This window comes from Herbaspirillum sp. ST 5-3 (genome assembly GCF_004804275.1).
In the GTDB taxonomy this organism is placed as follows: domain Bacteria; phylum Pseudomonadota; class Gammaproteobacteria; order Burkholderiales; family Burkholderiaceae_D; genus Noviherbaspirillum.
Window position 1 is genome coordinate 102,768 of sequence record NZ_STGI01000004.1, and the last position, 14,632, is coordinate 117,399.

At 60.0% G+C, this 14,632-nt stretch carries 12 protein-coding genes; 10 read left to right on the forward strand and 2 right to left on the reverse strand.

Annotation, left to right across the window (positions count from 1 at the left end; translation table 11 throughout):
* The first annotated feature begins 510 nt into the window (after window positions 1-510).
* Entirely contained in the window at window positions 511-1,638 is a 1,128-nt protein-coding gene (locus E6W33_RS09715) for an ABC transporter substrate-binding protein (RefSeq protein ID WP_136416958.1), read from the forward strand.
* Between the two features lie 225 nt (window positions 1,639-1,863).
* Window positions 1,864-2,661 carry an IclR family transcriptional regulator gene (locus E6W33_RS09720; RefSeq protein WP_136416960.1) on the forward strand — a complete coding sequence of 266 codons (798 nt, stop codon included), beginning with the start codon at window positions 1,864-1,866 and terminating at the stop codon, window positions 2,659-2,661.
* Between the two features lie 169 nt (window positions 2,662-2,830).
* Here E6W33_RS09720 and E6W33_RS09725 read toward each other — a convergent pair whose 3' ends face one another.
* A complete protein-coding gene (locus E6W33_RS09725; RefSeq protein ID WP_211097294.1) occupies window positions 2,831-3,277 on the reverse strand; it encodes a PaaI family thioesterase in 447 nt (148 codons plus the stop codon).
* A 363-nt stretch (window positions 3,278-3,640) separates the two neighbouring features.
* Here E6W33_RS09725 and E6W33_RS09730 point away from each other — a divergent pair, with 363 nt between their 5' ends.
* The 8 genes from E6W33_RS09730 to E6W33_RS09765 all read left to right on the forward strand — a co-directional run bounded on the left by E6W33_RS09730 (window position 3,641) and on the right by E6W33_RS09765 (window position 13,483).
* Complete coding sequence (locus tag E6W33_RS09730; protein ID WP_136416962.1) at window positions 3,641-5,731, forward strand: 3-hydroxyacyl-CoA dehydrogenase NAD-binding domain-containing protein; 2,091 nt, start codon at window positions 3,641-3,643, stop codon at window positions 5,729-5,731.
* Window positions 5,732-5,758: 27 nt separating this feature from the next.
* Window positions 5,759-6,937 carry an acetyl-CoA C-acyltransferase gene (locus E6W33_RS09735; protein WP_136417446.1) on the forward strand — a complete coding sequence of 393 codons (1,179 nt, stop codon included), beginning with the start codon at window positions 5,759-5,761 and terminating at the stop codon, window positions 6,935-6,937.
* 10 nt (window positions 6,938-6,947) lie between these two features.
* The gene (locus tag E6W33_RS09740) at window positions 6,948-7,721 is read left to right on the forward strand and encodes an SDR family oxidoreductase (RefSeq protein ID WP_136416964.1); all 774 of its coding nucleotides are present in this window, start codon (window positions 6,948-6,950) and stop codon (window positions 7,719-7,721) included.
* A 67-nt stretch (window positions 7,722-7,788) separates the two neighbouring features.
* Window positions 7,789-8,868, forward strand: a complete 1,080-nt coding sequence (locus E6W33_RS09745) for a phosphotransferase (RefSeq protein WP_136416966.1) — start codon at window positions 7,789-7,791, stop codon at window positions 8,866-8,868.
* A 47-nt stretch (window positions 8,869-8,915) separates the two neighbouring features.
* Window positions 8,916-10,139 (forward strand): acyl-CoA dehydrogenase family protein, encoded by a 1,224-nt coding sequence (locus E6W33_RS09750; protein WP_136416968.1) that lies wholly within the window; start codon window positions 8,916-8,918, stop codon window positions 10,137-10,139.
* Between the two features lie 17 nt (window positions 10,140-10,156).
* The gene (locus E6W33_RS09755) at window positions 10,157-11,815 is read left to right on the forward strand and encodes a long-chain fatty acid--CoA ligase (RefSeq protein WP_136416971.1); all 1,659 of its coding nucleotides are present in this window, start codon (window positions 10,157-10,159) and stop codon (window positions 11,813-11,815) included.
* 25 nt (window positions 11,816-11,840) lie between these two features.
* Window positions 11,841-12,629, forward strand: coding sequence for an SDR family oxidoreductase (locus E6W33_RS09760; RefSeq protein WP_136416973.1), 789 nt, complete (start codon window positions 11,841-11,843; stop codon window positions 12,627-12,629).
* A 23-nt stretch (window positions 12,630-12,652) separates the two neighbouring features.
* Window positions 12,653-13,483 carry an IclR family transcriptional regulator gene (locus tag E6W33_RS09765; protein WP_136416975.1) on the forward strand — a complete coding sequence of 277 codons (831 nt, stop codon included), beginning with the start codon at window positions 12,653-12,655 and terminating at the stop codon, window positions 13,481-13,483.
* 8 nt (window positions 13,484-13,491) lie between these two features.
* Here the strand turns inward: E6W33_RS09765 and E6W33_RS09770 are convergent, their stop codons facing one another.
* Window positions 13,492-14,631, reverse strand: a complete 1,140-nt coding sequence (locus E6W33_RS09770) for an acyl-CoA dehydrogenase family protein (RefSeq protein ID WP_136416977.1) — start codon at window positions 14,629-14,631, stop codon at window positions 13,492-13,494.
* Window position 14,632 lies beyond the last annotated feature (1 nt).

A 14,632-nucleotide genomic window follows, 5' to 3' on the forward strand; every position in this document is an offset into this window, starting at 1 on the left:
GTGTCTCCTGATTTTTATTAAGGGCGGACGAAAATATCGGCGCTGCCAACCGGTTCTTGTACCGGCTTGAAGGACGCAAGCTCCCGTGGATGCTGTGATTTTGATAATCCACGGCAAGCCTGCAGGAGAAAAGCTTAAAAGGATGACCACACCATATCCAATGATTTCCTTTGATATTCGGATATGCATTCCGTGCATGGAGTCGTCGCATCAGGAAAAACCCTTGCACCTCGCTTGCGTGGACGAAGAGACTGACGGTGAGCCCCGCCGTGCTGGGGAAAACAAGCTCGCAGCGCTGACTTGACATCGCGGGCCAAGCGCAAAAAGTTAGATTGTTTCCTCTGAAAAATGATGATACATAGTAAGCAACGGCGATTTAATCGGACCGTTGCACTTTGGGGCGCCGCAGCTTCACCCGTGAGTCTGGGCACGGGCACATATAACAACTAAAGAATTATCGCCGCGCGCCGCCCCGGGAAAAATGACGAAAAACAACCCTCTGGAGGCAATATGTTTGGAAAAAAACTATTGGCGGCGCTGTCCGCCTGTGCGCTCGTCGGCCTTGCGTCCGCCGGCGAGGTCAGGATCGGATCAGTAACCGGCATTACCGGTCCCAATGCATCGACTTCGCATGACGGCATAACGATTTTCAGCGGCTACCTGTCGATGATCAACGACAAAGGTGGCGTCAACGGAAATACCTTGAAGGCGGTGGTCAAGGACGATCAGTATGACCCGGCAAAGACGGCAGCGATGGCCGCGGAAGCGATCATGAAAGACAATGTGGTCGGTCTTGTAAACGCGGTCGGTACCGTCAATACCATCGCGGTCATGAAAACCGGGGTCCTGAACAAATACAAGGTCCCTCTGGTCGGTGTCTTCAGCGGCGCGGACATTATCCGAGGCCCTGGTTCCGAGCAGATTTTTCATACACGGGCCAGCTATACCGATGAAGTCAAGAAGATTGCGCGCCTGTCCTCGACGCTCGGTTTGAAACGTGTCGCGGTGCTGTACCAGGACGACGGCTTCGGCGCCGGCATCCTGCAAAGCATCGGCCAGGCTGCGCAGGAATATGGCTTCGAAGTCATCAACAAGACGCCTTACAAGGCTGGCGAAACCGATTTCTCCTCGCATGCCAGGCAAATCATCAGCGCAAAGCCGCAAGCGATTTTCCTGATGGCCCTGCCTGAAGCGGTCATGCGCTTCATGAAAGTCTACGACGCCCCGGTCGGCGCATCGCAGATCTATACCTTGTCCTTCGTGCCCGCCAATATGCTGGCTGCCGTCGCCGGCGAACGGCATGCACGCGGCGTGGGCATCAGCCAGGTAATTCCGAACCCGAGTTCGACCACCCTGCCGCTGGCCAAGGACTTCCAGACATTCCTCAAGTCGAAATACGGCAAGGGCGTTCAACCCACACCAACCAACTTCGAGGTCTACATGAATGCGCGTCTGATGGTCGAGGCCGTACGCATGGCCGGTCCGAACCCGACCGCCGAGAAAGTCACGAAGGCGCTGACATCGATGAACGGCTACATGCTTGCCGGCTATCCGATCAACTTCAGCGAAACCAACAGACTGGGAACGCACTATCTGGATATTGGTGTCGTCGGTGCAGGCGGACGACTGAATTATTGATCGCTGCATGAGGCTGTGCCCCGGATCCGGCAGCGTTCGGATTCGACCAAGGCCGACAACGCATCAACATCAAAAGGGAAGGAACGCGCCAAGCGTTCCTTCCCTTTTTTTCCATGCGAGGAGGTTCTGTCGTTTTATTGTGCAAAATGCTAAACTGCAGAGCGAACCAACTGAGCGCAAAATTGACAAAGCACACAAGCCGTCTTGTCCCGCATGAGAGAAAACATGAACGATACGCTTGATCCCGATTCACCGAAAGCCGGAGAAGACCGGTACTTCATCACCGCGCTGTCGCGGGGTCTCGATGTGCTGGCGTGCTTCCGCGCAGGGGATGCGTCACTGAGCAACCAGCAGATTTCGGAGCGCTGCGGATTGCCCAAGTCGACCGTGACACGCATCGTCTACACGCTCATGAAACGCGGCTACCTAGTACAGGTCGAGCCGGGTGGCCGGTATGCGCTGGGGACGGCCACGCTGGCACTGGGCAGTTCAATGCTGGCGCGCATGGATATTCGCCAGTACGCTCGGCCGCTGCTGCAGGAACTGGCGGATTTCGCCGGCGCCACCTTGGCACTGGGCGTGCGCGACAGACTGTCAATCATCTATACCGAAGTCGTCCGCAGCACCGCGACCCTGGCACTGACCCTGCAAGTCGGATCGCGCATTCCGATTGCCTCATCCGCAATCGGCCGCGCCTATCTCGCCGGCGCACCCGAGCAGGAACGCAATGCCATCATGCGCCTTGCATCTGAGCTCGACGAGTCGGCTGCAGACGCAGTGCGCGAGGGGCTGGAACGCGGCCGACAAGACTATGAGAAGTATGGATGCGCCACCTCGTTCGGCGAGTGGCAAAAAGACGTGAACGGCATCGCCGTCACCTTCCGTTCAGTCGGAACGATTCCGGTGCATGTGCTGAACTGCGGCGGTCCCTCGTCCAGCCTGTCGAAAGAATTCCTGCTGAACGACGTCAGGCCGCGCTTGCTGGCCCTCGCCCGCAAACTCGAATCGTCGGCGCTTTCCTGACTGTTTTCCCGTTGCGGACAGCAGCCCGCCGAATCCTTCACCGTCTGTCCGTCCAAAACGGTCCATCACGGAATTGGCGAAGCGCTTCAGAACAGCATCGCCCCCACATGAAATGGAAGTGCCGCTGACGGACGGCGGATGATGGCGGCGATCGTCCCGCGCAAGCCTCTCACTTCGCCGCGAAAACGCCGCTCGCACGGAGAATGCGCTTCTCACCGACCTTGAGATAGCAGTTGGCGAATGCCAGCCGCGAACCGATCTTCTGTATATCCACGTGGGCCTCGACCCAGTCGCCGGGATGCGCGGCTTCGACAAAATCGGTGGACAGATTGACTGTCACCATCGGCTTTTCATGATTGGCGATCGTGATCGCGATGCCGAGCGCGCTGTCCGCCAGGGTCATCAGCATGCCGCCATGCGCCAGCCCTTTCACGTTCGTGTGTTGCGGCCCCACCCGCAAGCCAAAGACGAGCTGATGGTCGCTGATCTTCTTGCAGTACACCGGACCAATCATGGCGAGGAACGCACTTCCACGGTCCATGGGTTCAAAGCCCTCGGGAACACTCGGCGAATCACCGGCCCGGACAGCGGACGGCATGCAATCGATACTCTTCATTTCCTGTTTACCCGATAAAAGTTTCGCACTGTGGAATTGCCACTTGATATTCGGAACCATTATGCCCAAAAACTTACAAATGGGCATTTATTCGCCAAGCGACGAATTCTACCGCGATTGCTCGCCTCATCATCCTGTTCTCCTCGGGAAAACTGGAACTTATCAAGCCCGGCTTTACAGCTTCACAACTGCCTGCTAACATCGCAACATCATTTATGGAACATCGTTTTACTCTGCAAAACAAAGAGCAGCAAGCGACCTGACAGCGGTCGCTCGCAGCCGGAACAAGACCACCTCCAGGGCATCCCGCCAAGCGAAGATGGCCGTTCATCACTCCAGGAAGCGAACAGAAAGAACACCGCCATGGAACACGCCGAATACACCATCAACCACGATGTCGCAGTCATCACCCTCAACAACCCTCCGATCAACGGTCTCGGACTCGATCTGCGCCGTGCCATCATCGCCTCCATCGAGCGTGCAGCCGACGACCCGGCCGTGCGTTCGATTGTCCTGATCGGCTCGGATCGCGCCTTTTCCGGCGGTGCGGACATCAAGGAATTCGGCACGCCCAAATCGAGCCAGGAACCCAATCTGCTGACCGTCATCCGTGCCGTCGAGTCGTCTACGAAACCGGTGATTGCGGCGATTGCCGGCGCATGCATGGGGGGTGGCCTGGAGCTGGCGCTCGGTTGCCACTTCCGGGTCGCCAGGCCCGACGCGCAGATCGCGCTGCCGGAGGTCAAGCTCGGCATCCTGCCCGGCGCCGGCGGCACGCAGCGTCTTCCGCGTCTGGTTGGGCTGGAAACCGCGCTCAACATGATCGTGTCCGGCAATCCGGTGCCAGCGTCGCAACTCAAATCGACCGCCTTGTTCGACGCCATCATCGAAGGCGACTTGCTGAATGGCGCGATCGACTTCGCCCGCAAGGTAATCGCCGAAAAGCGCCCGCTGAAACGCGTGCGCGACATCAGAATCAACGAGCCGGCTGGCGAAGCCTTCCTGCAGTTCGCGCGCAACACAATCACCGCCGCCGCCAGGCACTTCCCTGCTCCGCTCAAATGTCTCGATGCGGTCTCCGCTTCCTATTTCAAACCCTTTGATGAGGGCATGAAGATCGAGCGCGAGGCTTTCCTGTGGCTGCTGAATTCACCGGAATCGCGCGCCCTGCGCCATGCCTTCATCGGCGAACGCGCAGCCGCCAAGATTCCCGACGTTCCGGCCGACACGCCGACGCGCAAGATCGAACGCGTCGCGGTGATCGGCGCTGGCACCATGGGCGGCGGCATTGCGATGAACTTCCTCAACGCCGGCATTCCCGTCGTCCTGCTTGAAATGAAGCAGGAAGCGCTCGATCGCGGCATCGCGACGATACGCAAGAATTACGAAAACACGGTCAAGAAAGGCAAGCTCGCCGCGGACAAGATGGCGGCTCGCATGGCACTGCTTGCGCCATCGCTGTCCTACGACGACATCGAGGATTGCGACCTGGTGATCGAAGCGGTGTTCGAGGACATCGGCGTGAAGGAACAGGTGTTCAAGAAGCTCGATGAGGTCATGAAGCAAGGCGCGATCCTCGCCAGCAATACTTCGACGCTCGACATGAACAGGATCGCCGGCTTCACGAACCGGCCACAGGACGTCGTCGGCCTCCACTTCTTCAGCCCAGCGAATGTGATGCGCCTGCTTGAAGTCGTACGCGGCGAGAAGACCGCCAAGGACGTGCTCGCTACCGTCATGCAACTGGCGAAAAAGATCAAGAAGGTCGCAGTAGTGTCGGGTGTGTGCGACGGCTTCATCGGCAATCGCATGTTGAAGTTCTACCGCAATCAGGCCAATGAGCTGATGGAAGAAGGTGCATCGCCGCAGCAGATCGACCGCGCACTGGAAAAATGGGGCATGGCGATGGGGCCGTTCCGCATGGGCGACTTGGCGGGTCTGGATATCGGCTGGTCGATTCGCAAGCGGCTCTACGCGGAAAATCCGGGCATGAAACGCTCGGTGATCGCCGACCAACTCTGCGAACTGGGTCGCTTCGGACAGAAGACCGGAAAGGGCTGGTATCGCTACGAGCCGGGCAAGCGCGACGCGCTGCCTGATCCGGAAGTCGAGGAAATCATCGCCGCCGCACGCAAGAGCGCCGGCATCACGCCACGCAAAGTGAGCGATGAGGAAATCATCGAGCGCTGCATCTTCGCACTGGTCAATGAAGGTGCGCGCATTCTGGAAGAAGGCATTGCCGCGCGTGCTTCCGATATCGACATGGTGTATCTGACGGGCTACGGCTTCCCGGCCCATCGCGGCGGCCCGATGTTGTATGCGGAAACCATCGGCCTGACCAAGGTGGTGGAGAAGATGCGCAATTTCGCGGCACAAGCCGGCGGCGATGCCGTTTTCTGGAAGCCGGCGGACTCGCTGGTGCGCCTGGCCCAGGCCGGCGAATCATTCAACTGATCTCACTGACAGGAAAAACTACCCATGATGAGTGACGCTGTCATCGTCTCGACCGCCCGTACCGGACTTGCGAAGTCCTGGAAAGGCGCATTCAACATGACCTATGGCGCGACGCTGGGCGCACATGCAGTGCGTGCTGCCGTCGAGCGCGCCGGCATCGACCCGGCCGAAGTCGAGGACGTTCTGATGGGCGGTTCGCTGTCGGAAGGCACGACCGGCGGCAACATTGCGCGTGCCATCGCCTTGCGCGCCGGCTTGCCGGTGACCACCGCAGGCGCCACCGTCAATCGCTTCTGCTCATCCGGCCTGCAGACAATCGCCATGGCTGCGCAGCGCGTGATTGTCGATCGCGTCCCCGTCATGGTTGCCGGCGGCGTCGAATCGATCTCCTGCGTGCAGAATGAAACCAACCGCCACATGCGCATGGACCCATGGCTGGTCGAGCACAAGCCCGAAATCTACTGGAGCATGCTGCAGACAGCGGAACAAGTGGCGAAGCGTTACAACATTTCGCGCGAACGCCAGGATGAATACGGCGTGCGCAGTCAGTTGCGTGCTGCAGCGGCGCAGGCCGCCGGAAAATTCGACGACGAAATCGTGCCGATGACCACCACCATGGGCGTGGTCGACAAGGAAAGCGGCCGCATCACGACGCGTGAAGTGACGATTGCCGCCGATGAAGGAATTCGTGCCGATACCACGCTGGAAGGCGTGTCGAAGATTCGCCCCGCCCTGCCCGGCGGCGTCATCACCGCAGGCAATGCCAGTCAGTTCTCGGACGGTTCCTCGGCATGCGTGGTGATGGACAGCAGGCTGGCGGAAAAGCGCGGCATCCAGCCGCTCGGGATTTTCCGCGGGTTCGCGGTTGCCGGCTGCGAACCCGATGAAATGGGCATCGGTCCGGTGTACGCCATTCCGAAGCTGTTGCAGCGCAATGGCTTGAAGATGGACGACATCGGCCTGTGGGAACTCAACGAAGCGTTCGCCGTGCAGGTGCTCTATTGCCGCGACAAGCTCGGCATCCCGGACGAACTGCTGAACGTCAATGGCGGCGCCATCGCGGTCGGTCACCCTTACGGTGTATCCGGCTCGCGTCTCACCGGTCATGCGCTGATCGAAGGCAAGCGCCGCGGCGCGAAGTATGTGGTCGTCACGATGTGCATCGGCGGCGGCCAGGGTGCTGCCGGCCTGTTCGAAGTCTGCTAAGGGGAGCACGATGAGTGTCAGGGAGTTGTTCAAGCTGGATGGCCGTGTGGCACTGATCACCGGCGGATCGCGCGGACTTGGCCTGCAGATGGCCGAAGCACTGGGTGAAATGGGATGCAAGCTGGCGATCACCGCGCGCAAGGCCGACGAGCTGGCCGAGGCCAAGGCGCATCTTGAAAAACTGGGCTGCGAGGTGCTGACGATCGTCAACGATCTCGCCAAGGCCGAGCAGATTCCCGCCATGGTCGATCAGGTGCTGCAACGCTTCGGCACTATCGACATCCTCGTCAACAATGCCGGCGCCACCTGGGGCGCACCGGCGGAAGAATATCCGGACGAAGCCTGGCGCAAGGTGCTGGGACTGAACGTCGATTCAGTCTTCTTCCTGTCGCGCGAGGTGGCTCGGCGCTGCATGATTCCCAACAAATTTGGCAAGATCATCAATATTGCGTCGGTCGCGGGCCTGCGCGGCAGTGCGACCAATGTCAGCACGATTGCGTACCACACTTCCAAGGGCGCGGCAGTGAATTTCACCCGTGCACTCGCATCGGAATGGGGCAAGTACAACATCAACGTCAATGCGATCTGCCCCGGTTTCTTCCCCTCGAAGATGTCCGCCGGCTTGCTGGAAAAGGTCGCGGAAGGCGTCATTGCGCGTGCCCCGCTGCACCGCATCGGCGGCGACGAAGACCTGAAAGGCGCGGTTGTCTTCCTCGCCTCCGAGGCATCGCGGCATATCACCGGGCAGGCCTTGGCGGTGGACGGCGGCATCACTGCGGTGTAAGCACGCGACGGCTATTCCTTTCCAACTTGCCTCTCAAGGCTTCAAGGATTCACACACTTACCCTCTCATGAGCCAGGACAACAACCTCGCACGATTTACCGGCACGCGGCCGGTAGCGCCACAGCATGCCTTCGACATCGCACGGCTCGCCGCCTTCATGCGCGAACAGGTGGAAGGTTTCTCCGGCGAACTGCAAGTCGAACAATTCAAGGGCGGGCAATCCAACCCGACTTTCTTGCTCAGCGCCGGCGGCAAGCAGTATGTGATGCGCCGCAAACCGCCGGGTACCTTGCTGCCCTCCGCGCATGCAGTCGACCGCGAGTACCGGGTGATCACAGCGCTGGCCAGGACCGACGTGCCTGTGGCCAGAACCTATGCGCTGTGTGAAGACGATTCTGTGATCGGAACCGCCTTCTACATCATGGACTATGTACAGGGCCGCATCTTGTGGGACCCGACGCTGCCGGGCATGCGGGCGGACGAGCGCCGCGCGATTTTCAATGAAATGAATCGCGTGATCGCCGCGCTGCACAGCGTCGACTATGTCGCGGTCGGACTGGAAAGCTACGGCAAGCCCGGCAATTATCTGGAACGGCAAGTCGCGCGCTGGACCAAGCAGTATCGCGCCTCTGAAACGGAGCGTATCGACGCTGTCGAGAACCTGATCGAATGGCTGCCGAAGAATATTCCGGCGGGCGATGAGACGCGCATCGTGCATGGCGACTTCCGCATCGACAATGTGATCTTCCATCCAACCGAACCGCGCATTCTCGCCGTGCTTGACTGGGAGCTGTCGACACTGGGTCATCCTTTGTCGGACTTTGCGTATCACTGCATGACCTGGCGCATGTCGCAGGACAATGCACGCGGCCTCGCCGGAGTGCCTTTGCGCGAGCTCGGCATACCGACCGAACAGGAATATCTGGCTGCGTATTGCGAGCGCACCGGACGGAAGGAAGTGTCGAAGTCTGCGTGGGAATACTATATGGTATTCAACATGTTCCGCCTTGTAGGGATTCTTCAAGGCATCACGAAGCGCGCACTGATCGGCAATGCCGCCAGCGCCGAAGCAGCGCAGGCCGGCAAACGCACCCGGCCACTCGCCGAGCAAGCATGGGCGCTGGTGGAAAAAATCGAAGCACAATAGTCGCGCGACGAGCGCCTCGGACAAACAACCCTCTACTGGAGACCAGCATGACATTCACTTTTTCGGAGAAGTCCCTCGATCTGCAAAAACGCGTCAAGGAATTCATTGATAACGAAATCATCCCGGCTGAACACGCTTACAAGGAAGAAATGGCCGCCGCACGCAAGGACGGTAATCCCTGGATCGTGTCGCAGACCATCGAAGGACTGAAGGTGAAGGCACGTGCAGCGGGCTTGTGGAATCTATTTCTGCCGGAATCGAAATATGGCGCCGGCCTGACCAATTTCGAATATGCGCCGCTGTGCGAACTCATGGGGCGCATGTCGATCGCGGCCGAGGTGTTCAACTGCGCCGCCCCCGATACCGGCAACATGGAAACCCTGGTGCGCTATGCGACGGAAGAGCAGCAACAGCAATGGCTGGTGCCCCTGCTCAACGGCGAAATCCGCTCCGGTTTTGCGATGACTGAACCGGCCGTTGCTTCCTCGGACGCCACCAACATCGAAGCCCGCGTCGAGCGTGACGGCGACCATTATGTGATCAATGGCCAGAAGTGGTTCACCTCCGGTGCCAGCGATCCGCGTTGCAAGATCCTGATTTTCATGGGCAAGACCGATCCGAACAGCCCGAACCGCCATCGCCAGCAATCGATGATCCTGGTTCCGACCGAAGCACCGGGCGTGACCATCCTGCGCAACATGTCGGTATTCGGCTTCGATGATGCACCGCATGGCCATGCCGAAGTGCGCTTCGAGAACGTGCGCGTACCGGTCTCCAACATCCTGCTGGGCGAAGGCCGCGGCTTCGAAATCGCACAAGGCCGTCTTGGCCCGGGCCGTATCCACCACTGCATGCGCCTGATCGGCCGCGCCGAAGTGGCGCTGGAACTGATGTGCCGTCGCACTCTCGCGCGTACCGCGTTCGGCAAGAAGATCGCCGAGCAAGGTGTCTGGCGCGAGCGCATCGCCAATTCCCGCATCATGATCGATCAGGCCCGCCTGATGGTGCTCAACGCTGCGCACATGATGGACACGGTCGGCAACAAGGTCGCCGCCAAGGAAATCGCAATGATCAAGGTGATTGCGCCGAACATGGCTTGCCAGGTCATTGACTGGGCGATTCAGGCGCACGGCGGTGCAGGCGTGAGCCAGGACACCCCGCTGGCGCATTCCTATGCGAGCGCGCGCTCGATCCGCCTGGCCGACGGCCCGGACGAAGTGCACCGCAACGCCATCGCCAAGCTGGAACTGGCACGATATATCGAACGTTGATTGCCATAGAACCATCCATGTCCGACCGTCATTTTGCATTCTGGCCAGCCGGCCATGCGAGGCACCTCACGGCGCCGCAGACCAATTTGTTCTACAACGTGGAAGTGTCAGCCACGAGGTATCCCGACAAGCCTTACATTCTGTTCTATGACACGCCGATCACTTTTTCCGAGTTCAAGGACGAGGCGGAGCGCATTGCCGGATATCTGGAACAGGTATGCAAGGTGAAGAAAGGCGACCGCGTCCTCCTGTACATGCAGAACAGCTCGCAGTTCGTGCTCGCGTATTACGGCATTCTTCGGGCCAATGCGGTGGTCGTACCGGTCAATCCGATGAACAAGACCAACGAGCTGCTCCATTATGTAAAGGACACGGGTGCCACGGCCGCGATCGTGGCGCAGGACCTGTTCCAGCAAATGGCGCCGATGCTGGAGCATGGACTTGAAAACATTCTGGTGGCGGCGTATTCGGATTATCTGAAGCGCCCAACCGGCCTGAAGGTGCCGGATTTCGTCGCCGCTCCGCGTGAGCCGCTCGCCGGCAAGGGCGTCACCTTGTGGAACGATATGCTGGAGCGCAAGTTGCGTCCCGGCCCGTTGACTGTCGGACCGGATGATCTGTGCGTGATGCCCTACACCTCCGGGACAACCGGCCATCCCAAGGGCTGCATGCATACGCATCGCAACGTCATGTTTTCCCTCGTCGCGAGCATGCAGTGGTTCAATACAAACCAGGATGCGGTGACACTGAGCGTGTTGCCTTTCTTCCATGTGACCGGCATGCAGGGCAGCATGAGCGGTCCGCTGTATTACGGCAGCACCATCGTGATCCTGCCGCGCTGGGACCGCGAAGTGGCGGCAGAATGCATCCAGCGCTACCGGATAGCGACCATGCAACTGATCTCGACCATGGTCGTCGACCTGCTGGCCAATCCGCGCATCGACGAATACGATCTGTCGAGTCTGCGCGGCATCCGTGGTGGAGGCGCTGCGATGCCGGAAGCGGTCGCGCAAAAGCTCAAGGATTTGCTGGGTGTCGCCTATGTCGAGGGCTACGGCATGTCCGAAACGATCGCGGCTACCCATATCAATCCTCCCGACCGGCCCAAGAAGCAATGCCTCGGCATCCCGATCTATAACGTCGATGCACGCGTGGTGGATACCTCGGATTTCCATGAACTGCCGCCAGGTGAAGTGGGCGAAATCGTGGTCAATGCGCCGCATGTCATGCTGGGTTACTGGAATCACCCGGAAGCGGCGAAGGACGCCTTCGTGCAGATCGACGGCAAGCGTTTCCTGCGCACCGGCGACCTGGCAATGACCGATGAAGACGGTTATTTCTTCATGATGGATCGTCTGAAACGGATGATCAATGCATCCGGCTTCAAGGTCTGGCCGGCCGAGGTCGAGACGCTGTTGTATCAGCACCCGGCGATCCTGGAAGCCTGCGTCATCGCGGCACGCGATCCCAAGCGCGGCGAGACGGTCAAGGCCGTGATCGTGTTGCGCGAGGCTTATCGCGGCAAGATTACCGAACAGGAAATCATGGACTGGGCACACCAGAACATGGCCGCCTACAAGAGTCCGCGCATCGTGCAATTTGTCGACAGCTTGCCGAAGTCATCGACCGGCAAGCTGCAATGGCGCGAGCTGCAGGAGCGCGAGACAGAAGTCTGAAAGAGCAGTCTGACAACGGAGGAACATGATGCGATTTGACAGCAAGGTAGCTATCGTCACCGGCGCGGCCAGCGGCATCGGCCGGGCGACAGCCCGACGTCTGGCAGCAGAAGGCGCTTTCGTGGCACTGGTGGACCGCAATGAAGACGGGCTCGCGGAAACAGCGGCGACGCTGCCGGATCAGTCCAGGGTCTGGTATCGAGCACTCGATATTTCGCGCGAAGAAGAAGTCGAGAAATGTGTTGCCGACGTCTTCGCCAAATGCGGACGGATCGACGTACTTTGCAACAACGCCGGCATTGCCGGCGGCGATTATTCGAAGATCACCGAAACCGACACCGAGGTCTGGCAGCGAATTCTCGCGGTGAACATCATGGGCGCAGTGCATTTCACCAAGTATGCGGCACGCATCATGCGCGATCAGCGCAGCGGCGCGATCGTCAATACCGCATCCGTTGCGGGCGTACGATCGGGTGCCGGCGGTAATGCCTACAGCGCTTCAAAGGCAGCGGTGATCAATCTGACGATGACCAGCGCATGCGATCTGGGCGAATGGAACGTTCGCGTCAATGCGGTATGTCCGGGCCTGATTGAAACCGGGATGACGGCGCCGGTATTCGAGCGTGCCCGTGCCGCCAACAAGGAAGACAAGCTGGGCTCGCGCTGCGAACTGCGCCGTTACGGCCGCCCGGAGGAAATCGCCGCCGCGATCGCGTTCCTGGCGAGCGACGACGCGAGCTATATCACCGGTCAGGCACTGCCGGTCGACGGCGGCAATACGGCTTCGCTCAACCTGCCGGGCATGAAGGTGTGACTCCCGATTCTGCCGCTTCGCTCATGAAATCCGAAGAAGCGACTGCCGGGGAAGCGGCGCCATCCCGCCCACAGCCGGAGGAAAAGCAAGATCGCGCTTTCGTGGTCGCGCTGGCGCGCGGGCTGGATGTTCTCACATGCTTCAGCGCGGGCGACGACATCCTCACCAATACGGAAATCGCGCGCCGTTGCAAGCTGTCGAAGTCGAACGTTGCCCATCTCACCCATACGCTTGCCCAGCTCGGCTATCTGAGCCATGGCGAAAACTATCCGGGCTACCGCCTCGGCACCGCCACAATCGCGCTTGGCAGCGCAACGCTGACCCAGCTCGACATCCGGCGCATGGCGATGCCCTTGATGAAGGAACTGGCGGAGTTTGCGCGCGCCGATGTGTCGCTCGCCGTGCGCGAGCGCCTGAGCATGTTCTGCATCCAGACCTGCCGCAGCCATGCCGCCTTGACGCTGGGCCTCGATATCGGATCGCGCATTCCGATGGCGAAATCGGCCATGGGACGCGCCTGCCTGGCCATGATGCCCCAGGCGGAACGCGAGGAACTCCAGGAACGTTTGCGCGAAGCCGAGGAGATGCACTGGCCCGAGATCGTCGCGGCGATCGACGCCGCCGCGGTGGAATTTCGGGAATCCGGTTGTTGCGTGTCGCTCGGTGAATGGCACGGCGCCAACGAAATTGCGGCAGCCTTCAGTCCTGGGGATCGGTTACCGATCGTCGCAGTCGGCGTCGGCGGTTCGGCGCACAACCTCACGCCGGACTTCCTGCGCAACGAGATCCGGCCGCGTTTGCTGGAACTGGTGCGGCGGCTCACCTATCCTTTGCGCGGCGCGGTACGATTCTGAACTCGGGATCAGTAGGCGCTCAAGCGCGCCCAGCGGTCTGCGTGGAAATTCGAATCACCCAGCAACTCTTGCGCGACCCGCTGGCGCTTCATGAAGAATCCGATGTCGAACTCGTCGGTCATGCCGATACCGCCATGCATCTGCACGCCCTCTTGCACCGCAAGCAGTGCCGTCGCACCGGCGCGCGCCTTGGCTGCGGACACGATGGCCGCTGCGCCGCTGTCTCCTTCGTCCAGCATCTGCTGCCCGCGAAGTACAAGTGAACGGGTAATTTGAATCTCGCTGTAGAGGTGCGCGGCGCGATGCTGCAGCGCCTGAAACTCGCCGATGATTTTGCCGAACTGCTTGCGTTCCTTCAGGTAATCCAGGGTCCGTTCGAAAGCGGCATCGGCAATCCCCAACAATTCGGCCGCCAGCGCAATGCGTCCGATGTCAAGCGCATCGTCCAGCACGGGCCAGCCCTGCCCCGGCTTTCCGATCACCGCGCCGGAACTCACATCCACTTCCGAGAAGTCGATGCGTGCAGCATTGTGCGCATCGACCATGACAGTCCGCTCGACGTTCACACCAGGCGCCTTGCGATCGACCAGAAACAAGCTGATTCCGCCTTGATCACCTTCCGCACCGCTGGTGCGCGCGGCGACGATCAGCGTATCGGCGACATGTCCATCGACTACAAATGTCTTTGCGCCATTCAGCCGGAAGCCGCTGCCGCCGGGTACCGCACGCAGGCCTTGCCGTTGTGGCTGGTGCTTGCCAGTCTCATCGACAGCGAGCGCCATGACGATGCCGCCGTCGGCGATTTTTTTCAGGTATTTCTGCTTTTGATCTTCATTGCCATGCCGCGCAAGCAGAGACGCAGCGACCACCGCCGTGGAAAAGAAGGGCACGGCGCTGAGATTGCGGCCGATCGATTCCATGATTGCGCCCGTCTCCACCTGCCCCAGCCCGAGGCCGCCATAGGCTTCGGGGATCAGCACGCCGGTGAAACCCATCTCGGCAAAGCTCTGCCAGAGATCGGGTGAGAAACCTGTCTCATCCCGACTGTCGCGCAATGTGCGCAATTGCGAAACCGGCGCATTCTCGCGAAGGAAAACCATCGCGCTGTCGCGGAGCATTTCCTGTTCCTGATTCAATACGAGTGCCATG

Coding starts and splice junctions, on each gene's coding strand:
- E6W33_RS09715 (WP_136416958.1), top strand. CDS start 511: ATGTTTGGAAAAAAACTATTGGCGGCGCTGTCCGCCTGTGCGCTCGTC.
- E6W33_RS09720 (WP_136416960.1), top strand. CDS start 1,864: ATGAACGATACGCTTGATCCCGATTCACCGAAAGCCGGAGAAGACCGG.
- E6W33_RS09725 (WP_211097294.1), bottom strand. CDS start 3,277: ATGAAGAGTATCGATTGCATGCCGTCCGCTGTCCGGGCCGGTGATTCG.
- E6W33_RS09730 (WP_136416962.1), top strand. CDS start 3,641: ATGGAACACGCCGAATACACCATCAACCACGATGTCGCAGTCATCACC.
- E6W33_RS09735 (WP_136417446.1), top strand. CDS start 5,759: ATGAGTGACGCTGTCATCGTCTCGACCGCCCGTACCGGACTTGCGAAG.
- E6W33_RS09740 (WP_136416964.1), top strand. CDS start 6,948: ATGAGTGTCAGGGAGTTGTTCAAGCTGGATGGCCGTGTGGCACTGATC.
- E6W33_RS09745 (WP_136416966.1), top strand. CDS start 7,789: ATGAGCCAGGACAACAACCTCGCACGATTTACCGGCACGCGGCCGGTA.
- E6W33_RS09750 (WP_136416968.1), top strand. CDS start 8,916: ATGACATTCACTTTTTCGGAGAAGTCCCTCGATCTGCAAAAACGCGTC.
- E6W33_RS09755 (WP_136416971.1), top strand. CDS start 10,157: ATGTCCGACCGTCATTTTGCATTCTGGCCAGCCGGCCATGCGAGGCAC.
- E6W33_RS09760 (WP_136416973.1), top strand. CDS start 11,841: ATGATGCGATTTGACAGCAAGGTAGCTATCGTCACCGGCGCGGCCAGC.
- E6W33_RS09765 (WP_136416975.1), top strand. CDS start 12,653: ATGAAATCCGAAGAAGCGACTGCCGGGGAAGCGGCGCCATCCCGCCCA.
- E6W33_RS09770 (WP_136416977.1), bottom strand. CDS start 14,631: ATGGCACTCGTATTGAATCAGGAACAGGAAATGCTCCGCGACAGCGCG.